This is a genomic window from Pseudomonas sp. B329 (genome assembly GCF_023127835.1).
Taxonomy (GTDB): Bacteria; Pseudomonadota; Gammaproteobacteria; order Pseudomonadales; family Pseudomonadaceae; genus Aquipseudomonas; species Aquipseudomonas synxantha_A.
The window spans coordinates 13,486-34,904 of the sequence record NZ_SPKP01000011.1; the positions used below are offsets into that span (position 1 = coordinate 13,486).

General features: G+C 60.8%; 16 protein-coding genes and 2 tRNA genes. 14 read left to right on the top strand and 4 right to left on the bottom strand.

Features of this window, described 5'->3' with window-relative positions; translation table 11 throughout:
- The first annotated feature begins 54 nt into the window (after window positions 1-54).
- The 12 genes from E4P00_RS06485 (at window position 55) to E4P00_RS06540 (ending at window position 14,405) form a co-directional block, all read left to right on the top strand.
- Window positions 55-915 carry an NAD(P)H-hydrate dehydratase gene (locus E4P00_RS06485; RefSeq protein ID WP_078820142.1) on the top strand — a complete coding sequence of 287 codons (861 nt, stop codon included), beginning with the start codon at window positions 55-57 and terminating at the stop codon, window positions 913-915.
- Complete coding sequence (gene tsaE, locus E4P00_RS06490) at window positions 903-1,373, top strand: tRNA (adenosine(37)-N6)-threonylcarbamoyltransferase complex ATPase subunit type 1 TsaE (protein ID WP_032878210.1); 471 nt, start codon at window positions 903-905, stop codon at window positions 1,371-1,373. Before E4P00_RS06485 ends, tsaE begins: the two co-directional genes overlap by 13 nt.
- A gap of 17 nt (window positions 1,374-1,390) precedes the next feature.
- Window positions 1,391-2,812: an N-acetylmuramoyl-L-alanine amidase gene (locus tag E4P00_RS06495; RefSeq protein WP_032878208.1), complete on the top strand. Its 1,422-nt coding sequence runs from the start codon at window positions 1,391-1,393 to the stop codon at window positions 2,810-2,812.
- A gap of 14 nt (window positions 2,813-2,826) precedes the next feature.
- On the top strand, window positions 2,827-4,728 hold the full coding sequence (gene mutL / locus E4P00_RS06500; protein WP_248131187.1) for a DNA mismatch repair endonuclease MutL: 1,902 nt from the start codon (window positions 2,827-2,829) through the stop codon (window positions 4,726-4,728).
- Window positions 4,728-5,699, top strand: a complete 972-nt coding sequence (miaA, locus tag E4P00_RS06505) for a tRNA (adenosine(37)-N6)-dimethylallyltransferase MiaA (RefSeq protein ID WP_078820143.1) — start codon at window positions 4,728-4,730, stop codon at window positions 5,697-5,699. Before mutL ends, miaA begins: the two co-directional genes overlap by 1 nt.
- Window positions 5,700-5,793: 94 nt before the next feature.
- Window positions 5,794-6,054, top strand: a complete 261-nt coding sequence (gene hfq, locus E4P00_RS06510; RefSeq protein WP_003188059.1) for an RNA chaperone Hfq — start codon at window positions 5,794-5,796, stop codon at window positions 6,052-6,054.
- Window positions 6,055-6,066: 12 nt separating this feature from the next.
- Entirely contained in the window at window positions 6,067-7,368 is a 1,302-nt protein-coding gene (hflX, locus tag E4P00_RS06515) for a ribosome rescue GTPase HflX (RefSeq protein ID WP_032878202.1), read from the top strand.
- Between the two features lie 96 nt (window positions 7,369-7,464).
- Window positions 7,465-8,640: an FtsH protease activity modulator HflK gene (gene hflK, locus E4P00_RS06520; protein ID WP_005784234.1), complete on the top strand. Its 1,176-nt coding sequence runs from the start codon at window positions 7,465-7,467 to the stop codon at window positions 8,638-8,640.
- A complete protein-coding gene (gene hflC / locus E4P00_RS06525; protein WP_003188064.1) occupies window positions 8,640-9,506 on the top strand; it encodes a protease modulator HflC in 867 nt (288 codons plus the stop codon). Before hflK ends, hflC begins: the two co-directional genes overlap by 1 nt.
- Window positions 9,507-9,799: 293 nt before the next feature.
- Window positions 9,800-10,987 (top strand): ATP phosphoribosyltransferase regulatory subunit, encoded by a 1,188-nt coding sequence (locus E4P00_RS06530; protein ID WP_032878199.1) that lies wholly within the window; start codon window positions 9,800-9,802, stop codon window positions 10,985-10,987.
- 54 nt (window positions 10,988-11,041) lie between these two features.
- Window positions 11,042-12,331 (top strand): adenylosuccinate synthase, encoded by a 1,290-nt coding sequence (locus E4P00_RS06535; protein ID WP_005784238.1) that lies wholly within the window; start codon window positions 11,042-11,044, stop codon window positions 12,329-12,331.
- Between the two features lie 139 nt (window positions 12,332-12,470).
- Window positions 12,471-14,405 (top strand): methyl-accepting chemotaxis protein, encoded by a 1,935-nt coding sequence (locus E4P00_RS06540; RefSeq protein WP_103733909.1) that lies wholly within the window; start codon window positions 12,471-12,473, stop codon window positions 14,403-14,405.
- Between the two features lie 112 nt (window positions 14,406-14,517).
- On the opposite strand, the gene E4P00_RS06545 is transcribed toward E4P00_RS06540, so the two are convergent.
- The 4 genes from E4P00_RS06545 to E4P00_RS06560 all read right to left on the bottom strand — a co-directional run bounded on the left by E4P00_RS06545 (window position 14,518) and on the right by E4P00_RS06560 (window position 17,569).
- Entirely contained in the window at window positions 14,518-16,071 is a 1,554-nt protein-coding gene (locus E4P00_RS06545; RefSeq protein WP_032878196.1) for an iron ABC transporter permease, read from the bottom strand.
- Window positions 16,071-17,096, bottom strand: a complete 1,026-nt coding sequence (locus tag E4P00_RS06550; protein WP_032878194.1) for an iron ABC transporter substrate-binding protein — start codon at window positions 17,094-17,096, stop codon at window positions 16,071-16,073. The genes E4P00_RS06545 and E4P00_RS06550 overlap by 1 nt, the downstream gene beginning before the upstream one ends.
- Window positions 17,097-17,241: 145 nt before the next feature.
- A tRNA-Leu gene (locus tag E4P00_RS06555) sits at window positions 17,242-17,328 on the bottom strand.
- Window positions 17,329-17,482: 154 nt separating this feature from the next.
- A tRNA-Leu gene (locus E4P00_RS06560) sits at window positions 17,483-17,569 on the bottom strand.
- Between the two features lie 226 nt (window positions 17,570-17,795).
- On the opposite strand from E4P00_RS06560, the gene rnr reads away from it, so the two are divergent.
- Together rnr and rlmB are read left to right on the top strand one after the other, a co-directional pair.
- A complete protein-coding gene (gene rnr / locus E4P00_RS06565; RefSeq protein ID WP_148852921.1) occupies window positions 17,796-20,426 on the top strand; it encodes a ribonuclease R in 2,631 nt (876 codons plus the stop codon).
- On the top strand, window positions 20,423-21,178 hold the full coding sequence (gene rlmB / locus E4P00_RS06570; protein ID WP_021493242.1) for a 23S rRNA (guanosine(2251)-2'-O)-methyltransferase RlmB: 756 nt from the start codon (window positions 20,423-20,425) through the stop codon (window positions 21,176-21,178). The genes rnr and rlmB overlap by 4 nt, the downstream gene beginning before the upstream one ends.
- The last annotated feature ends 241 nt before the right edge of the window (window positions 21,179-21,419 follow it).

Sequence of the window (21,419 nt, forward strand, 5' to 3'; positions counted from 1 at the left end):
GAAACCACAGGTTAGATGCGTATAATTCTGCCAGACATCGGAGCTTGAAGACGCATGCCTCAGACAAAACACCCAATTACCGACGTTCAGCTGTTGTTGCCCGGCCATTTGCCGCAACTGGCTGCGCGTTCTCCGGACGCCCATAAGGGCCAGTTCGGCCACCTGCTGGTCATCGGTGGTGACCGTGGCTTTGGCGGTGCGGCGCTGCTGAGCACCGAAAGTGCCCTGCGCGGTGGCGCCGGCATGGTCTCGCTGGCAACTCGACCGGAACATGTGCCAGCCGCTCTGGCCCGGCTGCCGGAAGTCATGGCTGTCGGCGTGAGCTCGGCCAACCAGTTGATGGGCCTGCTGGAAAAAATCTCGGTGATCGTCATTGGCCCAGGCCTGGGCGATGCCGCTTGGGGCAAAAGCCTGTTGTCGGTCGCGGCCAATGCCCGCCAGCCGCAGGTGTGGGACGCCGACGCGCTCAATCAACTGGCCACTGGCAGCGTCGAGCTGCCGGCCAACTGTGTGATTACGCCTCATCCGGGCGAAGCTGCGCGTTTGTTGGGGCTATCGACAGCCGAGGTTCAGGCCGATCGCCTTAATGTGGCGCGCGCGTTGAGTCACAAATTCAATGCAGTGGCTATCCTCAAGGGTGCTGGCAGTTTGATTGCCAGCCCGGATGGACGGCTTGCCCGTTGTGATCAAGGCCACCCGGCGATGGCGACGGCGGGGCTTGGGGATGTCTTGGCTGGTCTGGTCGGCGCGCTATTGGCTCAGGGTATGCCCGCGTACGAGGCAAGCTGCCTGGCCGTGTGGTTGCACGCTACCGCTGGCGACCGCCAGGGCAGTTTTGGTCGGGGGCTGGCTGCCAGCGACCTGATCCCTGCCATTCGTCAATTGCTGGAGGAGCAGTCGCCGTGCCTGAAGTAATTCTTTTCCTGGCAGATGAAGAGGCCATGGTCGCGTTGGGGCAGCGTCTTTCGCAGGTCACGCAAGGGGCAGGGTTGATCTTTCTCGAAGGCGATCTCGGCGCAGGCAAAACCACATTGTCCCGGGGGATTATTCGCGGCCTGGGCCATACCGGCGCGGTAAAAAGCCCGACCTTTACGTTGGTCGAGCCCTACGAGATCGGCGACGTGCGTGCTTTCCACTTCGATCTTTATCGCCTGGTAGATCCAGAGGAACTGGAGTACATGGGCATCCGTGATTACTTCGATGAAGATGCGCTGTGCCTGATCGAATGGCCAGATAAAGGCACAGGCTTTTTGCCAAAGCCAGACATGACCATTACCATTACGCCGCATGAGCACGGACGTCAGCTGAAGTTGTTGCCCCAGAGCGTGCGCGCTGAAGCGTGGTGCACCGCTCTGGCATTGGAATTCAAATAAAATTGGTGGGGTTAGGTATGCGCTTTCGCGCGTTGGTTGCTGTCGTGGGGGTGTTGCTTGCGGCAATGACTGTCAATGCTCTGGCTGCTTCACAGGTAAAGAGCGTTCGCCTGTGGCGAGCGCCGGATAACACGCGACTGGTGTTCGACCTGTCTGGCCCGGTCCAGCACAGCGTCTTTACCCTGACGGCGCCTGATCGCCTGGTGATCGACATCAACGGTGCGAGCCTGGCCGCGCCGCTGAAGGTGTCTACCGCCAATACCCCGATTACCGCCATGCGCTCGGCCCAGCGTACGCCGACCGACCTGCGCGTGGTCATCGACCTGAAAAAGGCCGTGACGCCTAAGAGCTTCTCCCTGGCGCCCAACGCCCAATACGGTAACCGACTGGTGGTCGACCTGTTCGACAACCCCGCCGACGCGGCACCACCGCCTGCGCCGACGCCAAGCGTGGCTACCGTGCCTGCGGTGCCGGTCAACCCGTCGCAACCCCAGGTCAAATTGCCACCGCCGCCGCCCGCGCCGGCAGGCAAGCGCGACATTATCGTGGTGATCGACGCCGGCCACGGTGGCGAAGATCCGGGGGCTTCCGGCTCACGCGGCCAGCATGAGAAAGACGTGGTACTGGCCATCGCTCGCGAGCTGCAACGCCAGGTCAACGGCATGAAAGGCTACCGCGCCGAGCTGACCCGCACCGGTGACTACTTCATTCCGTTGCGTGGCCGTACCGAAATTGCGCGCAAGAAGGGCGCTGACCTGTTCGTGTCCATTCACGCCGACGCCGCGCCTTCAACTGCTGCATTTGGTGCCTCGGTATTTGCCCTGTCGGATCGCGGTGCCACGTCCGAGACCGCCCGCTGGCTGGCCGACAGTGAAAACCGCTCCGACTTGATCGGCGGGGCCGGCAACGTGTCCCTCGATGACAAGGACAAGATGCTCGCCGGTGTGCTGCTCGACCTGTCGATGACCGCCTCGCTGACCTCCAGCCTTAACGTTGGCCAGAAAGTCCTGAGCAATATCGGTCGTGTGACGTCGCTGCATAAACAGCGGGTGGAACAAGCCGGGTTCATGGTGTTGAAGTCGCCGGACATCCCGTCGATCCTGGTGGAAACCGGGTTTATCTCCAACGCCAACGAGGCCTCCAAGCTGGCCAGCGCCAGCCACCAGCAAGCGCTGGCGCGCTCCATCAGTGCGGGCGTGCGCCAGTTCTTCCAGCAGAACCCACCACCGGGCACTTATATCGCCTGGCTACGCGATTCCGGCAAAATCGCCCAGGGCCCGCGTGACCATCGTGTGCAGCCCGGCGACACCGTTGCCATGCTGGCGGTACGTTTCCAGGTCACGCCTGCGGCCTTGCGCAGCGCCAATAACCTGAAAACCGATGAGTTGAAGATCGGCCAGGTGTTGACCATTCCCGGCACTGAATTGGCGGCACAGTAATGAGCGAATCCTTGTTGAACAGCGGCTCGCGCATCGAATTGCTCAGCCCGCGCCTGGCTAACCAGATTGCTGCGGGTGAGGTCGTCGAGCGCCCTGCGTCGGTGATCAAGGAGCTGCTGGAAAACAGCATCGACTCTGGTGCCAGGCGCATCGATGTCGACGTGGAGCAGGGCGGCGTCAAGTTGCTGCGGGTACGTGATGACGGCAGCGGCATCTCCTCCGATGATCTGCCGCTGGCTCTGGCCCGTCACGCCACCAGCAAGATCCGTGATCTGGAAGACCTTGAGCGGGTCATGAGCCTGGGTTTTCGCGGTGAAGCCCTGGCCTCCATCAGTTCCGTGGCGCGCCTGACCCTGACCTCCCGCACCCGCGACGCCGAGCAAGCCTGGCAAGTGGAAACCGAAGGCCGCGACATGGCGCCTCGGGTCCAGCCGGCTGCACACCCGGTGGGCACTTCGGTGGAGGTGCGCGACCTGTTCTTCAACACCCCGGCGCGGCGCAAATTCCTCAAGGCCGAGAAAACCGAATTCGATCACCTGCAAGAAGTCATCAAGCGCCTGGCCCTGGCCCGTTTCGATGTGGCGTTTCACCTGCGCCACAACGGCAAGACCATCCTCAGTCTGCACGAAGCCAACGACGACGCCGCCCGCGCACGACGTGTGGCAGCCGTGTGCGGCAGCGGTTTCCTGGAGCAGGCGCTGCCGATTGAAATCGAGCGCAATGGCCTGAGGTTGTGGGGTTGGGTGGGGTTGCCGACGTTCTCCCGTAGCCAGGCCGACTTGCAGTACTTCTTTGTGAATGGCCGTGCGGTTCGCGACAAGCTGGTAGCCCACGCGGTGCGCCAGGCTTATCGCGACGTGCTGTTCAACGGCCGGCACCCCACGTTTGTGCTGTTCTTCGAGGTCGACCCGTCGGTGGTCGACGTCAACGTGCACCCGACCAAGCACGAAGTACGCTTCCGGGACGGGCGCATGGTGCATGACTTCCTGTATGGCACGCTGCACCGCGCCTTGGGCGATGTGCGCCCGGATGATCAACTGTTAGCGCCGATTGTCACGGCGGTGGTGCGCCCGAGCGGTCCTGAGGCCGGTGAGTTCGGTCCGCAAGGTGAAATGAGCCTGGCGGCCAACCTGCTGCAATCGACGCCGTCGCAGCCAGCCTACACGGCGCCAAACTCGGGTGCCGGTGCGGGTTACCAGTACCAATACACACCGCGTCCGCAATCGACGGTGCCGGTGGCTGAGGCCCAGGCGGCTTACCGGGAGTTTTTCGCGCCGCTGCCGGGTGCCGAGCCGGGTGCTGCTCCCTCGTTGCCGGAAGGCGGCGGTGATATCCCGCCGCTGGGCTATGCCCTGGCGCAGCTCAAGGGCATCTACATCCTTGCGGAAAACGCCCATGGCCTGGTGCTGGTGGACATGCATGCCGCCCATGAGCGGATCATGTACGAACGCCTGAAGATCGCCATGGCCAGCGAAGGCCTCAGCGGTCAGCCGCTGCTGGTGCCGGAGTCCCTGGCCGTGAGCCAGCGCGAGGCCGATTGCGCCGAAGAACACCACAGCGTGTTCCAGAAGCTGGGTTTTGAGCTACAACGCCTGGGCCCGGAAACCCTGGCGATCCGTCAGATTCCCGCGCTGCTCAAGCAGGCCGAAGCCAACCGCCTGGTGGCCGACGTGCTGGCAGACCTGATGGAATACGGCACCAGCGACCGTATCCAGGCGCATATCAACGAATTGCTCGGCACCATGGCCTGCCACGGCGCCATCCGCGCCAATCGCCGCCTGGCCCTGCCGGAAATGAACGGCCTGCTGCGTGACATGGAAAACACCGAGCGCAGCGGCCAATGCAACCATGGCCGACCGACCTGGACCCAAATGGGCCTGGACGATCTGGACAAACTGTTCTTGCGCGGCCGTTGATGAGCGCCTTGCCCCCCGCGATCTTCCTGATGGGCCCCACGGCCGCCGGCAAGACGGACCTGGCCATCGAGCTGACCAAGGTGTTGCCCTGCGAGTTGATCAGTGTCGACTCTGCCCTGGTTTACCGGGACATGGATATCGGCACGGCCAAGCCGTCCAAAGCGCTATTGGCCCAATATCCGCATAAATTGATCGACATCATCGACCCGGCGCAGAGCTATTCGGCTGCGGATTTTCGCACCGATGCCCTGGCGGCCATGGCCGAGATCACCGCGCGCGGCAATATCCCGCTGCTGGTGGGTGGCACCATGCTCTACTACAAGGCATTGCAGGAGGGGCTGGCCGATATGCCGCCTGCCGATGCCCAGGTGCGCGCCGAACTCGAAGAAGAGGCTGTACGCCTTGGCTGGCAAGCCCTGCACGACCAGTTGGCAGCGGTGGACCCCGTGTCCGCAGCGCGCATCCACCCCAATGATCCCCAGCGCCTTACCCGTGCCCTGGAAGTTTGGCGTGTCAGCGGCCAGACCATGACTGAACATCGGCGCAAACAAAGTGCGCAAAGTGCTGATGCAGGCGCATCTGGACAGTCACAATTGCCCTATACTGTGGCGAATCTGGCCATCGCTCCGGCAAATCGCCAGGTGCTGCATGAACGAATTGCACAAAGATTCACAATTATGTTGGAACAGGGGTTTGTGGACGAGGTCGTAGCACTGCGTTCAAGAGGTGACCTGCATGCCGGGCTGCCTTCGATACGTGCTGTAGGCTACCGCCAAGTCTGGGATCATCTGGATGGCAAGCTGACGTCAGCCGAAATGCAGGAGCGCGGCATCATCGCCACGCGCCAATTGGCGAAGCGCCAGTTCACCTGGCTGCGCAGCTGGAGCGATTTGCACTGGTTGGACAGCCTGGACAGCGACAATCTGTCACGCGCCTTGAAATACTTGGGAACGGTCTCCATATTGAGCTGAGTCCTTGCAATTGCCGTCTATCCTTGGGGGTGTGACGGCCATAAGCTATCTATTTTCCGATTTTTTATTATTGATCCTTAAAGGAGTGCGGCACATGTCAAAAGGGCATTCGCTACAAGACCCTTACTTGAATACTTTACGTAAAGAGAAAGTTGGGGTTTCCATCTATCTGGTCAACGGTATCAAGTTGCAAGGCACGATCGAGTCGTTCGACCAGTTCGTGATCCTGCTGAAAAACACCGTCAGCCAGATGGTCTACAAACACGCTATCTCGACAGTCGTTCCAGTTCGTCCAATCCGTCTGCCTAGCGCAGCAGGTGATGAACAGGGTGACGCTGAGCCAGGTAACGCCTGATAGGAGTCTCCTTTGTTCTTTGAGCGCCACGGTGGTGGTGAGCGAGTAATCCTCGTTCACTTGGATGGACAGGACCCTGAGGCGCGCGAAGATCCGCAGGAGTTTCAGGAGTTGGCAAATTCGGCCGGCGCCGAGACCGTTGCGTTTTTTAACGTGCCGCGTCATCGGCCAACCGCCAAATACCTGATCGGCAGCGGCAAGGTCGAGGAACTGCGCGACCTGGTTCACGCTGAAGAAGCCGATCTGGTGATCTTCAATCACACCCTCACGCCCAGTCAGGAACGTAACCTCGAACGTGTTTTCGAGTGTCGCGTGATCGACCGTACCGGCCTGATTCTCGATATTTTCGCCCAGCGCGCCCGTACCCATGAAGGCAAGCTCCAGGTCGAACTGGCTCAGCTTGATCACATGAGCACCCGCCTGGTTCGCGGCTGGACTCACCTTGAGCGTCAAGGTGGCGGCATCGGTATGCGCGGTCCGGGTGAAACCCAGCTGGAAACCGACCGGCGTCTGCTGCGGGTTCGCCTGCGCCAGATCAAGGGCCGCCTGGAAAAAGTCCGCAGCCAGCGCGAACAATCGCGCCGTGGCCGTTCCCGTGCGGATATCCCTACCGTGTCCCTGGTGGGCTATACCAACGCCGGCAAGTCCACGCTGTTCAACAACGTGACGAAATCGGACGTGTACGCGGCCGACCAACTGTTCGCCACCCTCGACCCGACCTTGCGCCGTCTGGACATAGACGACCTGGGGCCGATTGTCCTGGCCGATACCGTGGGTTTCATTCGTCACTTGCCGCACAAGCTGGTCGAGGCATTTCGGTCTACGCTCGAAGAGTCGAGCAATTCCGACCTGCTGCTGCACGTGATCGATGCGGCCGAACCGGATCGCATGTTGCAGATTGAACAGGTCATGGTGGTGCTGGGCGAGATTGGTGCCCAGGACTTGCCGATCCTCGAGGTCTATAACAAACTCGATTTGCTTGAAGGTGTTGAGCCACAAATCCAGCGTGACGAAAACGGCAAGCCCCAGCGGGTCTGGCTGTCGGCGCGTGATGGCAGTGGTTTGGACCTGCTTGAGCAAGCAATTGCCGAACTGCTGGGCAGCGATTTGTTTGTCGGCACCTTGCGCTTGCCGCAGCGTTTTGCTCGACTGCGGGCACAGTTTTTCGAACTGGGTGCGGTACAGAAAGAAGAACACGACGAAGAAGGTGTCAGCTTGCTGGCCGTTCGATTGCCACGCTCGGAGCTCAATCGACTGGTCAGTCGCGAGGGTGTTGTGCCGGCGGAGTTCATTGAACAACACACTTTGCAATAAAAGCCTGAGAAAGCGGTTGTGCCGCAGTAGCAGGCATTCTGTAGCATTGGTCGGCGCGCCGTGGGTGCGTCTTTGCTTTATCAGATGGAGAGCGCTATGGCTTGGAATGAGCCGGGTGGCAACTCGAATAATCAGGATCCTTGGGGTGGTAAGCGCCGCAATAATGGCGACCGCAAGGGGCCACCGGATCTCGACGAGGCCTTCCGAAAGCTGCAGGAAAGCCTGAATGGGTTGTTCGGTGGTGGAAAAAAACGTGGCGGTGACGACGGCGGTCGCACCAGCAAGGGCGGCGGCTACGGCCTGCTGGGCCTGGGTCTTGTCGTGCTCGCGGCCGTATGGCTGTACAGCGCGGTCTACGTGGTGGACGAGCAGGAGCAAGCCGTGGTGCTGCGCTTCGGCAAGTACTACGAGACTGTCGGGCCGGGCCTGAACATCTATTTCCCGCCGATCGACAAGAAGTACATGGAAAACGTCACGCGTGAGCGTGCGTACACCAAGCAGGGCCAGATGCTGACCGAAGACGAGAACATCGTCGAAGTGCCGCTGACCGTGCAGTACAAGATCAGCAACCTGCAGGATTTCGTGCTGAACGTTGATCAGCCGGAGATCAGCCTGCAACACGCAACCGAAAGTGCCCTGCGCCATGTGGTGGGTTCCACCGCCATGGACCAGGTGCTGACCGAAGGTCGTGAATTGATGGCCAGTGAAATCAAGGAGCGCCTGCAACGGTTCCTCGATACCTACCGCACCGGTATCACTGTCACTCAGGTGAACGTACAGAGCGCCGCGGCACCGCGTGAAGTGCAGGAAGCGTTTGACGATGTGATCCGCGCCCGTGAAGACGAGCAGCGTTCGCGCAACCAGGCTGAAACCTATGCCAACGGCGTTGTGCCGGAAGCCCGTGGTCAGGCCCAGCGCATCCTTGAAGATGCCAACGGTTATCGCGACGAAGTGGTCTCGCGCGCCAAGGGTGAGGCAGATCGCTTTACCAAGCTGGTTGCCGAGTACCGCAAGGCGCCGGAAGTCACGCGTGAGCGTCTGTACCTGGACACCATGCAGGAAGTTTTCAGCAACACCAGCAAGGTTCTCGTGACCGGCAACAAGGGTGGGCAGAACAACCTGCTGTACCTGCCGCTGGACAAGATGATCGAAAGTGGTCGTAGCGGCACCAGCGCACCGTCCACCGGTTCGAATGCCGCTGCCAACGAAGCGAGCGCCCGTGCGGCCGCTGACTTGCTGCAACAGCAAACACGTACCAGGGAGAGTCGTTGATGAGCAATAAATCGCTGACCGCCCTGATTGTGGGCGTCGTCGTGGTCATCGCTGCCTGGAACTGCTTCTACATCGTGGCTCAGACCGAGCGTGCGGTGCTGCTGCAATTCGGTCGCGTGGTCCAGGCGGATGTCCAGCCAGGCCTGCATGTGAAAGTCCCCTACGTCAACCAGGTGCGCAAGTTCGACGCCCGCCTGATGACCCTGGATGCACCGACACAGCGCTTCCTGACCCTGGAAAAGAAAGCCGTGATGGTTGACGCCTACGCCAAGTGGCGCGTCAAGGATGCCGAGCGCTTCTACACCGCGACCTCCGGCCTCAAGCAGATTGCCGACGAGCGTTTGTCCCGTCGTCTGGAATCGGGCCTGCGTGACCAGTTTGGTAAGCGCACCCTGCATGAGGTGGTTTCTGGTGAACGTGATGCGCTGATGGCGGATATCACCCGTTCGCTGAACACCATGGCGGAAAAAGAGCTGGGTATCGAAGTCGTCGATGTCCGGGTCAAGGCCATTGACCTGCCCAAGGAAGTGAACCGCAGCGTGTTCGAACGTATGAGCACCGAGCGTGAGCGTGAAGCTCGTGAGCACCGTGCCAAGGGTAACGAGCTGGCTGAAGGTATCCGCGCCGATGCTGACCGTCAGCGCCGAGTCCTGCTTGCAGAAGCCTATCGTGAGTCTGAAGAGGCCCGCGGTGATGGTGATGCTCAAGCGGCGGCGATCTACGCCAAGGCTTACGGCCAGGACCAGGAGTTCTACGCGTTCTACCGTAGCCTGCGTGCCTACCGTGAAAGCTTCGCGAACAAAACCGACGTACTGGTGCTGGACCCAAGCAGCGACTTCTTCCGCTACCTGGAAAAGTCCAAGTAACAGGCCTGTGATTCTGTAGGGGGCACTCCGTCGGGCGGCTAAAATGCCTGGCGGGGTGATCCTTTCAGAAAACGGGTGTATGATGCGGCAGCCGGGAAATTCCCGGCTTTTTTGCGTCTGCATGTTTGATTCGGCAGGCGTGACAGGTTTTTCGAGGAAAGTGCCCGACGAGGCCGTTTGCAGGCCGTTCGTCACGTCGCTCTTGCGCGTGGTTTATGCAGGAGGCGGGTATTTTCTGCTTCACTCAAGGCTCGGCCGAGGGCTGGCCGCCCGGATCAAAGGGGAATGGCGTAATGGCAACGGTAGACCGCTGGCTGCTGCCAGATGGCATCGAAGAAGTACTGCCACCAGAAGCTGCGCGCATTGAAGTAGCGCGTCGCCAGGTGTTGGATCTGTTCCAGAGCTGGGGTTACGAGTTTGTCGTGACTCCCCATATCGAGTACCTGGAATCCCTGCTGACCGGCGCGGGCCAGGACCTGGATCTGCGCACCTTCAAGGTGATCGACCCGCAATCGGGCCGGCAAATGGGGTTCCGTGCCGACATCACGCCGCAAGTGGCGCGCATCGACGCGCACACCCTGCGCCGCGAAGGTCCGAGCCGCCTGTGCTACGCCGGCAGCGTGTTGCATGCCCAACCGCGAGCCTTGTCGTCTTCGCGCAGCCCGATCCAGTTGGGTGCCGAGTTGTACGGCGATGCCAGCCCGAGCAGCGACGTTGAAGTGATCAGCCTGATGCTGGCCATGCTGCAACTGGCTGACGTGCCGGATGTCCACATGGACCTGGGCCACGTCGGTATCTATCGTGGTCTGGCCCGTGCGGCCGGCTTGTCCGGTGAAGTGGAGCAACAGTTGTTCGATGCCCTGCAGCGCAAGGCGATCGACGAAGTGATCGCCCTGACCGAGGGTGTGCCGGCTGAACTGGCCGGTATGCTGCGTGCGCTGGTGGACCTGTGCGGTGGTCGTGAAGTGCTGGTGGCTGCGCGTGAGCGCCTGGCCAATGCGCCGGCGCCGGTATTGGCGGCACTGGATGACGTGCTGGCGATTGCCGAACGCTTGTCGGCGCGGTTCCCGCAGCTGCCGCTGTATTTTGATCTGGGCGAGTTGCGCGGCTACCACTACCACACCGGTGTGGTGTTCGCGGTATTTGTCCCGGGTGTTGGCCAGGCCATCGCCCAAGGTGGTCGTTACGACGATATCGGCGCCGACTTCGGTCGCGCGCGTCCGGCCACTGGTTTTTCCACCGATTTGAAAACCCTGGTGACCCTGGGGCGTGCTGAGGTCGAGCTGCCGTCTGGTGGCATCTGGATGCCCGACAGTACGGACGCGGCGCTCTGGCAGCAGGTTTGCCAGTTACGCAGTGAGGGTCAGCGTGTGGTCCAGGCCTTGCCTGGGCAGCCATTGGCCGCCGCCCGTGAAGCGGACTGCGACCGGCAATTGATTCAGCAGAACGGGCTTTGGCAAGTATCGCCACTGGCTTCTTGAGTTTTCCTGCCGGCCATCGCCGGCACCAAGTTTGCGCGAATGAGGACAAGTGTTATGGGTAAGAATGTCGTAGTCCTGGGCACCCAATGGGGTGATGAGGGCAAAGGCAAGATCGTTGATCTGCTGACCGAACATGCTGCCGCCGTAGTGCGCTACCAGGGTGGCCACAACGCTGGCCACACCCTGGTCATCGATGGCGAAAAAACCGTCTTGCACCTGATTCCGTCGGGCGTACTGCGCGAAGGCGTGCAGTGCCTGATCGGCAACGGCGTGGTAGTTGCACCTGACGCCTTGCTGCGCGAGATCACCAAGCTGGAAGAGAAAGGCGTACCGGTGCGCGAGCGCCTGCGCATCAGCCCGTCCTGCCCGCTGATCCTGTCCTTCCACGTTGCACTGGACCAGGCCCGTGAAAAGGCCCGTGGCGAGCTGAAGATCGGCACTACCGGTCGCGGCATCGGTCCGGCCTATGAAGACAAGGTTGCGCGTCGTGGCCTGCGTGTGGGCGACCTGCTCAACATGCCGCGCTTTGAAGACAAGCTGCGTGAACTGGTGGATTACCACAACTTCATGCTGGTGGGTTACTACAAAGAGCCTGCCATCGAGTTCGACAAGACCCTGGCCGAGTGCAAGGAATACGCAGAGCTGCTCAAGCCGCTGATGCTGGACGTGACCGCCGAGCTGCACGACCTGCGTCGCGCCGGCAAAGACATCATGTTCGAAGGCGCCCAGGGCTCGTTGCTGGACATCGACCACGGCACCTACCCGTACGTGACCAGCTCCAACACCACTGCTGGCGGCGTTGCCACAGGTTCAGGCGTTGGTCCGATGTTCCTGGACTACATCCTGGGCATCACCAAGGCTTACACCACCCGTGTAGGCTCGGGTCCGTTCCCGACTGAGCTGTTCGACGACGTTGGCGCGCACCTGGCCAAGCAGGGTCACGAATTCGGCGCCACCACTGGCCGTGCTCGTCGTTGCGGTTGGTTCGACGCCGTTATCCTGCGTCGCGCTATCGATGTGAACAGCATTTCGGGCATTTGCCTGACCAAGCTGGACGTACTCGACGGCCTGGAAGCCATCAACATCTGCGTCGGCTACAAAGACGCGCAAGGCAACGACGTTGCCCCGACCGACGCTGACAGCTACGTGGGCCTGCAGCCTGTGTACGAAGAAGTGCCAGGTTGGACCGAATCGACCGTGGGCGCCAAGACCCTGGAAGAACTGCCAGCCAACGCCCGCGCTTACATCAAGCGTGTGGAAGAGCTGATCGGTGCACCGATCGACATTATTTCGACCGGCCCGGACCGCAACGAGACCATCGTTCTGCGTCACCCGTTCGCTTAATAAAGTGTTGATGTAAAAAGCAAAGGGCTCCTTCGGGAGCCCTTTGTCGTTTCTGCCTGGCAAACGGCACGACCCTTGCTGTGTTTCCCCCTTTCGAGGTGCTATCAAATTAGTGGCACCCGTGGTGGAGGGGTTTCCAGTGTCTGCCGTTCTCTCGTTGTTACAAAGCCGTCTGTTGCGGCCGGTGTTCGTTACCCTTGGTATCGCCCTTTTGGTGCAAGTGCTGGTTGCCGTCGCGCTGACGCGGAGCACCGTGACCGCGCTGGAAGCTGATTTGGGTAATCGTCTGGGCATCGATAGTCAGAAACTGTCTGGCGAATTGGCCCAGGCCGGCAAGGAGGTCACGTCCAGCCTCGACAGCTTGTCCTCCAGCACGCGCCAGCGCCTGACAGCCGGGCTTTCCACGCGTCTGCAGGAAGAGCAGAAGCAACTGCGTGCGACCCTGGAAAAAGACCTGAAGGACTCCGCCAATGACATGGCGCAGTTGCTGGCCTCGGTCGCGCCCCGCGCCATGTGGGACAGCGATGTGCCAACACTCTCGGAATTTGCCCGGCGTGCCCAACGCAATCCCAACGTGTTGTTCGTCGTGTATGACGACGCCGCGGGTGAGCACCTGACGCGTTATCTGAACCGTGATAACCCGATCAACCAGGCGTTGCTGGCAAAGGGCGCGGGTGAGCGTGCCCTCGATAAAGTGCTGAACGCGGCCAAGACAGACCCGTCGGTGTACTACGTCGAAGCCTCCATCAGCCCAAATGGTGTGGAAATCGGCAAGGTGCGCATGGGCGTGTCGACCGTCGCGGTTGAGGCCGACCTGCAAGCATTGGATAAGCGCTTTGCCGCGCTGATCGCCAGCGGTGATCAACTGGTGGGCGATAGCCTCCAGGGGGCGGCGGCTGATAGTGCCAGCGCCATGGGCGCCAGGCTGCAGTCGGCACAGGCAACTGCCACCCAAATGACTGCAAACACCTCCAGCGCCGTGCAAGAAGCGGCGGGCGCCCTGCGTTGGCGTATCGGCATGGGCCTGGCATTGGTGGGGCTTGGCGTATTGCTGTTGCTCGCTGTTGTGTTGGGCCGGCGCGTGGTCAATCGTCTCAAGCTGCTTATTGCCGCCATGGACGACCTGGCGGCAGGCGAGGGCGACCTCACCAAGCGTGTGCAGATCAACAGCAAGGACGAAATCGGTGATATGGCTTCGGCGGTCAATCGCTTTGTGGATAAGTTGCAGCCCATCGTGCGTGAGGCGGGCGATGTGGCCCAGCGTACCGGTGTGGAAATCGGCGCCATGACATTGCGTAACGCGGGCGCCGACGCGGCAGCGGGTTTGCAGCGCGACGAGGTTGCAGAGAGCTTGCGCGCACTTTCGCAAATGGCTGACGAGGCCCAGGCCGAAAGTCACGCCATGCAAGCGGCCTTGCAGCAGGTGGTGGATATTCGCCAGGCCACGGATGAGAACTCGCGCACCTCGGCTGAGGTCGGCAGCTTGATCGAGGCGTTGGCGGGGCAGGTGCAGGCTGGCTCCCAGGTAATTGAGCGGCTGGCGCAGCAAAGCGAGCAGATCGAAGTCGTGCTCACCGTGATCCACGGTATCGCCGAGCAAACCAATTTGCTTGCCCTGAATGCGGCTATCGAAGCGGCGCGGGCGGGCGAGACTGGACGTGGCTTTGCGGTGGTGGCGGACGAAGTGCGTGCGCTGGCCAGCAAGACCCAAAGCTCCACAGGCGACATCCAGGCGCATATCGTGGCGTTGCAACAGGGCGCGCGTGAGGCGGTGGAAACAATCGGCAAGGCTGGCCGCCAGGCCAATGAGGGCTTGCTGGTGTTGCGCGACAGTGTGCGTTTGCAGCAGACAGTACAAGCGTCGGTGGAGCAGGTGCACGCCGCGATTGGTCTGGCGACGCGTGCGGCTGAGCACCAGGCTCAGGGCGCCCATGCGGTGCGTGGGCGGGTGGAAGTGATCCATGCCCAGGCCGAGCGTGCGGCGCAGGCTGTGGTGGAGACGACGGCCAGTGGCAAGGTGCTGGATGGGTTGGCGGCGCAGTTGAAGGCGAGCCTGGGGCAGTTCCGGGCTTAGTGGTGTCCATACCGGCCTCATCGGGAGCAAGCCCCCTCCCACACTTGATTTGCGAACACATTCAAATGTGGGAGGGGCGGTGCGACGATTCGACTTGCCCCCGATAGCGGTCTCAGCGACTCAGATACATCCGAGTCGTAAGTAGATACACCGGCAACCCCGACACCAATATCAACAACGCTGCATACGGTGCCGCCGCCGCAAACTCCACATTCGAAGTATGCGCCCACACGGCCGTCGCCAAGGTATTCAACCCGGTCGGGCTCAGAAGCAAAGTCGCCGTCAATTCCTTCATCGCATCCAGAAACACCAGCGCAAATGCCGCCCCTAACGCCGGGAAGATAATCGGCAACGTCACTCGGCAAAACGCACTGAACGACGAAGCGCCCAACGTGCGCGCCGCCTCCTCCAGTTGTGGTGCCGCTTTGTTCAAGGCCGTACGAATCGGCGCCTGGGCCAATGGCAAAAACAGCAACGCATAAGCGATCAGCAACAACGCCGAGGTCTGGTACAGCGCGGGCACGTAATGCAGCGCGAAATACACCAGTGTCAGTGCAATCACCAGGCCGGGCAGGGCGTGTAGCAGGTAAGGCAGGCGTTCGGCCCACAGTGCCAACTGGCCTTTGTAGCGCACCACCAGCAAACCTACGGGCACCGCCAGTACCAGGCACAACGCCGCGCCTCCCAGCGACAAGGCAAGTGAGGAGAGCAACGCCTCGCCAATTTCAGCCAGTGGAAACGCGGCGGAAGATCCGACGGCCAACCAATAACCGAGCATCCCCAGTGGAATGCCGCTGCCAATGATCGCCAGCGCCAGGCAATACACCTGCCCCAATGGTGCCCACTTGCCCAGCCGGACCTGCTCGGCATGTCGCGCCGCGCCCTGGCCAATGCGCACGTGTCGGCCTTTGCCACGCACGCGCAACTCCAGCCACAGCAAGGTCAGGCACATCACCAGCAACACCGCCGAGAGCATCGCGGCATTGGCGTTGCTGAATTCCAGTTCGAATTGCTGGTAGATCGCGGTGGTAAAGGTCTGCAGGCCGATGATCGACAAGGCCCCGAACTCCACCAGCATGTGCAGGGCTATCAGGAGTGCCCCGGCCAATAGCGACGGCCATAGCAGCGGTAAGGTGACGCGAAAGAACACGCCCCAGCGATTCAGTCCCAGGGTGCGCGCGGACTCTTCCAGGGACGGGTCAAGGTTGCGCAAGGTTGCTGCCACCGGTAGAAATACCAGCGGGTACTTGGACAGACTCATCACCAGAATCGCGCCACCGAGCCCTTCGAAGCTCGCGCTCAGGGACACCCAGGTAAAGCTGCTGACAAACGCAGGTACCGCAAACGGCAGGCACAGGATTACGCCCCAGATCCTTCGTCCCGGCAGGTTGCTGCGTTCCAGTAGCCAAGCCAGGGACAGGCCGATCACACCACAGGTCACGGTCACGCCGACCATCAGCGCGAGGGTGTTGCGCAGCAGGCCAAACACATAAGGCCGCCACAGCAGATGCACCGCCTCTGCCCAGCCCGCTTGCCAGGCCTTGAGCCCGACATACGCCAGCGGCAGCAGGCTCAGGCCCACTAGCAGCAGTACCGGCAGCAACAGCCAGATCGACGGCCGTTTGCGCCGTGGGCTGAATGCCCCGGCCGTTAGCGAGGCGGTCATCAGTTCAAGCCAACATCACGTTCCAGCTCCAGCGCTTCCTCGGCGTTGCCAAGGTCGGCTGGGGTGACTTTCGGCGGCTGCAGCTCGCTGAAGGGCTTGAGGCCACGGTTGGATTGCATGCCCTTGCGCAGCGGGTACTCGGCCGAGGTGTTGGTGATCACGCGCTGGCCTTCTTCACTGGCCATGAATGCCAGCAGTTGCTGAGCTTCTTTGGGGTGTTTGCTGGATTTCAGTGCGGCAGCGGAGGATACGGTGATCAGGCCGCCAGCATCGCCATCGGTGAAGTAGTGCAGTTGGGAGTCCAGGTTGGTTTTTTCCTTTTTCAGGGCAAACCAGTAATAGTTGTTCACCAGCACGGTGGCCACTTCGCCATTTTCAACGGCCTTGAGGGCGACCATATTGTTGCTGTACACCTTGCCGAAGGCGCGCAGGCCGGTCAGCCACTCTTCGGCGGCTTCGCGACCGTGCAGTTTGATGATCGCCACGGCTTGTTCCTGGAAGGCACCGCTGGTGGGCACGAAGCCAACCTTGCCTTGCCACTCGGGGCCGGCGAAATCCAGGACGGATTTGGGCAGGTCCTTTTCAGCAATCAGTTTTGGATTGAACGCCACGACGCGGGTGCGTGCAGTCACGCCCATCCAATCACCATTACGACCGACGTAATCCTTGGGCAGCACGTCGAGGGTGCTGGCATCGATCTTCGCCAGCAAGCCTTGCTCGCCGAGTTTGTTCAGCGGCGGCGATTCTTCGGTATAGATCACGTCGGCGGGGGAGCGGTCACCTTCTTCGACGACCTGGCTGGCCAACTGATTGCTGCTGCCTTTGCGCACGTTGACGTGAATGCCGGTCTTGGCTTCAAAGGCTTTGGCGAGTTCATCGCCGACTTCCTTGTGTTGGCCGTTGTACAAGGTCAGGGCGATCTTGTCGGCAGAATAGGCGGCGGGCGAGAGCAGGGTCAGGCTGAGCAGGGTGAGGCTCAGGCCGCGCAGAAGGGATGTTTTGAGACGGTTATCGCGGATCATCATCCGAAGTGTTCCTCGCTATATGCAACAAATCATTGCAAGGATAAACGATAAAACTTCTCAAGTGCGGACGAGGGGGGGAAATCGCTGGGGAGTTTTTCGAGCGTCAGAAACGAAAAAACCCGCTTTCGCGGGTTTGATCTGAATTTGGTGCCCAGGAGAAGACTCGAACTTCCACGACCTTGCGATCACCAGCACCTGAAGCTGGCGTGTCTACCAATTTCACCACCTGGGCATTATCTAACAACGTTGCCGCTGTTGATGGGGCGAACTATACGGCGGGCTTTTTGATCTGTAAACCCCTGATTCGAAAAATATAAATCAATTTTTCCGTTAAAAATCAAAGGTCTGAAACGAAAAAACCCGCTTTCGCGGGTTTGATCTGAATTTGGTGCCCAGGAGAAGACTCGAACTTCCACGACCTTGCGATCACCAGCACCTGAAGCTGGCGTGTCTACCAATTTCACCACCTGGGCATTATCTGACAACGTTGCCGTCGTCGATGGCGCGCACTATACGGAGCGATATTTGAGCTGTAAACCCCTGCCATGAAAAAACCCTGGAAAATTTCGCCAGTGGTCGTGCAAGGTGCGCGGTGGGGGGGCGTAAAGGTCTTTTAAACGCTTGTTGATACCTGAAATTTCCCGTTTCAATACGCGTATGCCAAACTAACCCACATATAGACAAGGTGAAAACTCTCTAATGGCCGATTGGCAGTCCCTCGATCCCGAGGCCGCTCGTGAAGCGGAAAAATATGAAAACCCTATTCCTAGCCGCGAACTGATCCTGGCGCACCTCGCCGATCGTGGTTCGCCTGCTAGCCGCGAGCAGTTGGTCGAAGAATTCGGTCTGACCACCGAAGACCAGCTCGAAGCCCTGCGCCGCCGTCTGCGTGCGATGGAGCGCGATGCTCAATTGATCTACACCCGTCGTGGCACTTACGCGCCGGTAGACAAGCTCGACCTGATCCTGGGCCGCATTGCCGGCCATCGTGACGGTTTCGGCTTCCTGATCCCGGATGACGGCAGTGACGATCTGTTCATGAGCCCGGCGCAAATGCGCCTGGTGTTCGATGGCGACCGCGCCCTGGCGCGGGTTTCCGGCCTGGACCGTCGCGGTCGTCGCGAAGGCGTGATCGTCGAAGTGGTGTCCCGTGCCCACGAGTCCATCGTCGGCCGTTACTTCGAAGAAGGCGGCATCGGCTTTGTGGTTCCGGATAACCCGAAGGTGCAGCAGGAAGTGCTGATCACCCCCGGCCGCAACGGTGCCGCCAAGGTCGGCCAGTTCGTCGAGGTGAAAATCACCCATTGGCCAACGGCGCGCTTCCAGCCCCAGGGCGATATCGTTGAAGTGGTCGGCAACTACATGGCGCCCGGCATGGAAATCGACGTTGCGCTGCGCACCTACGATATTCCTCACGTCTGGCCTGATGCCGTGCTCAAGGAAGCCGCCAAGCTCAAGCCGGAAGTCGAAGAGAAAGACAAAGAAAAACGCATCGACCTGCGTCATCTGCCGTTCGTCACCATTGACGGCGAAGATGCCCGCGACTTCGACGATGCGGTCTACTGCGAAGCCAAGCCTGGCAAGCTGCGCCTGTTCTCCGGCGGCTGGAAGCTGTACGTCGCGATTGCCGACGTGTCCAGCTACGTGAAGATCGGTTCGGCCCTGGATAACGAAGCCCAGGTGCGCGGCAACTCCGTGTACTTCCCTGAGCGCGTGATCCCGATGCTGCCTGAGCAGCTGTCCAACGGCTTGTGCTCCCTGAACCCGAAAGTCGACCGTTTGGCCATGGTGTGCGAGATGACCATCTCCAAAACCGGCGAAATGACCGACTACCAGTTCTACGAAGCGGTGATTCACTCCCAGGCACGCCTGACCTACAACAAGGTCAGCACCATTCTGGAAACACCGAAGACCAGCGAAGCCAAGGCCCTGCGTACCGAGTACGCTGGCGTGGTCCCACACCTCAAGCAGTTGTACTCGCTGTACAAGGTGTTGCTGGGCGCCCGTCATACCCGTGGCGCGATCGATTTTGAAACCCAGGAAACCCGGATTGTTTTCGGTTCCGAGCGCAAGATCGCCGCTATCACCCCGACCACCCGTAACGACGCGCACAAGTTGATTGAGGAATGCATGCTGGCGGCCAACGTGGCCACTGCCGAGTTCCTGAAGAAGCACGAAATTCCTGCGCTGTACCGCGTCCACGACGGCCCGCCGCCGGAACGTCTGGAAAAACTGCGCGCCTTCCTTGGTGAGCTTGGCCTGTCCCTGCATAAAGGCAAGGACGGCCCGACGCCCAAGGATTACCAGGCTCTGCTGGCCAGCATCAAGGATCGTCCGGATTACCACGTGATTCAGACCGTGATGCTGCGCTCCCTGAGCCAGGCGGTGTACAGCGCCGATAACCAGGGCCACTTTGGCCTCAACTACGAGGCGTACACCCACTTCACGTCGCCGATCCGTCGTTACCCGGATTTGCTCACGCACCGGGCGATCCGCAGCGTGATCCACTCCAGGCAGAACACCCCGCACGTCAAGCGCGCCGGTGCCATGACCATTCCGAAGGCGCGGATCTATCCGTACGACGAGGCGGCCCTGGAGCAGTTGGGCGAGCAGTGCTCCATGAGCGAGCGCCGCGCCGACGAAGCCACCCGCGACGTAGTGAACTGGCTCAAGTGCGAGTTCATGAAGGATCGCGTGGGCGAATCGTTCCCGGGCGTGATCACTGCTGTGACGGGCTTTGGTCTGTTCGTGGAACTGACCGACATCTACGTCGAGGGCCTGGTGCATGTCACCGCCTTGCCGGGTGACTACTACCACTTCGATCCTGTGCACCACCGTCTGGCGGGCGAGCGCACCGGTCGCAGCTTCCGCTTGGGCGATACCGTCGAAGTGCAGGTCATGCGCGTCGATCTGGACGAACGCAAGATCGATTTCGGTATGCCTGACAAGCCCGCTGAGCCGGCTGGCCGCAAAAAGCGTGGCAGCGAAACCGCAGCGCCGGCTTCCAAAGGCAAGGCCACTGGCGCGAAGACGGCTGCCGAGCCTGCACCTGCCAAGTCGGGGCGTCGCTCTTCCGCCAAGGACAAGGCTCCTGAAGCCTACCGCCCAAGCGATGCTGCGGCGAAAAACGCCGAGCTGCGCAAGAGCCGCGAGTTGAAGCAGCAGCTGCTCAACGAAGCCAAAAGTGGTGGTAAAGCGGCGTCTGGGGGAAAGTCCCAAGGGGCGGAAAAACCGTCGAGCAAGCCAAGTAAACATCGTAAAGGCCCGCCCAAAGCGGGCTCTGCCCCCGCGAAAAGCGGCGGGTCGCGCAAACCTAAGGCCAAGTCATGAGTCTGGAAAAAATCTACGGCGTGCACGCCGTAGAAGCACTGCTGCGTCATCACCCCAAGCGGGTCAAGCAGGTTTGGTTGGCCGAAGGCCGCAGTGAGCCGCGTGTGCAGGCGCTGGTCGAACTGGCCACCCAAAACAAGGTTGCCATCGGCCAGGCCGAGCGTCGTGAAATGGACGTGTGGGTTGAAGGTGTACACCAGGGCGTGGTCGCGGACGTCAGCCCGAGCCAGGTATGGGGCGAGGCGATGCTCGACGAGCTGCTCGACCGTACCGAAGGCGCGCCTCTGTTGCTGGTACTGGACGGCGTGACCGACCCGCACAACCTCGGCGCCTGCCTGCGTTCGGCAGATGCTGCCGGCGCGCTTGCAGTGATCGTGCCTAAAGACAAGTCTGCAACCTTGACGCCGGTGGTGCGCAAAGTGGCTTGCGGCGCGGCAGAAGTGATTCCGCTGGTGGCCGTGACCAACCTGGCGCGCACCCTGGAGAAACTCCAGCAGCGCGGCCTGTGGGTCGTGGGTACGGCAGGCGAGGCCGAGGTCAGCATTTATGACCAGGACTTGACCGGCCCGACCATCCTGATCATGGGCGCCGAAGGCAAAGGCATGCGTCGTTTGACCCGTGAGCATTGCGATTATCTGGTGCACTTGCCGATGGCCGGTAGCGTCAGCAGCCTGAACGTATCGGTGGCGACGGGCGTGTGCCTGTTTGAAGCCCAGCGTCAGCGTGGTGCCAAGGTCAAAGCCAAGAAGTAATCCCGAGCCTGGCACAGAACCAAAATGTGGGAGGGGGCTTGCTCCCGATAGCGGTGGGTCAGTTACAGATGATGTGACTGAACTCCCGCAATCGGGAGCAAGCCCCCTCCCACATTTAATTTTGTGGTGTTTGGAAAGTTGTTCAAATAATCACCAATCACCTTGCGCCGCTTCTCCCCCTTCTCTACAATTGCGCCCCTTGCCTTCCTGGCAGGCACCGATGTGCCTCCCCTACGGCAAG

Excerpts from the sequence above, each read along its gene's own strand:
- E4P00_RS06535 (WP_005784238.1), top strand. The coding sequence starts at position 11,042 with ATGGGTAAGAATGTCGTAGTCCTGGGCACCCAATGGGGTGATGAGGGC.
- miaA (WP_078820143.1), top strand. The coding sequence starts at position 4,728 with ATGAGCGCCTTGCCCCCCGCGATCTTCCTGATGGGCCCCACGGCCGCC.
- hflK (WP_005784234.1), top strand. The coding sequence starts at position 7,465 with ATGGCTTGGAATGAGCCGGGTGGCAACTCGAATAATCAGGATCCTTGG.
- rnr (WP_148852921.1), top strand. The coding sequence starts at position 17,796 with ATGGCCGATTGGCAGTCCCTCGATCCCGAGGCCGCTCGTGAAGCGGAA.
- E4P00_RS06550 (WP_032878194.1), bottom strand. The coding sequence starts at position 17,096 with ATGATGATCCGCGATAACCGTCTCAAAACATCCCTTCTGCGCGGCCTG.
- hflC (WP_003188064.1), top strand. The coding sequence starts at position 8,640 with ATGAGCAATAAATCGCTGACCGCCCTGATTGTGGGCGTCGTCGTGGTC.
- rlmB (WP_021493242.1), top strand. The coding sequence starts at position 20,423 with ATGAGTCTGGAAAAAATCTACGGCGTGCACGCCGTAGAAGCACTGCTG.
- E4P00_RS06530 (WP_032878199.1), top strand. The coding sequence starts at position 9,800 with ATGGCAACGGTAGACCGCTGGCTGCTGCCAGATGGCATCGAAGAAGTA.
- hfq (WP_003188059.1), top strand. The coding sequence starts at position 5,794 with ATGTCAAAAGGGCATTCGCTACAAGACCCTTACTTGAATACTTTACGT.
- E4P00_RS06495 (WP_032878208.1), top strand. The coding sequence starts at position 1,391 with ATGCGCTTTCGCGCGTTGGTTGCTGTCGTGGGGGTGTTGCTTGCGGCA.
- E4P00_RS06545 (WP_032878196.1), bottom strand. The coding sequence starts at position 16,071 with ATGACCGCCTCGCTAACGGCCGGGGCATTCAGCCCACGGCGCAAACGG.
- E4P00_RS06485 (WP_078820142.1), top strand. The coding sequence starts at position 55 with ATGCCTCAGACAAAACACCCAATTACCGACGTTCAGCTGTTGTTGCCC.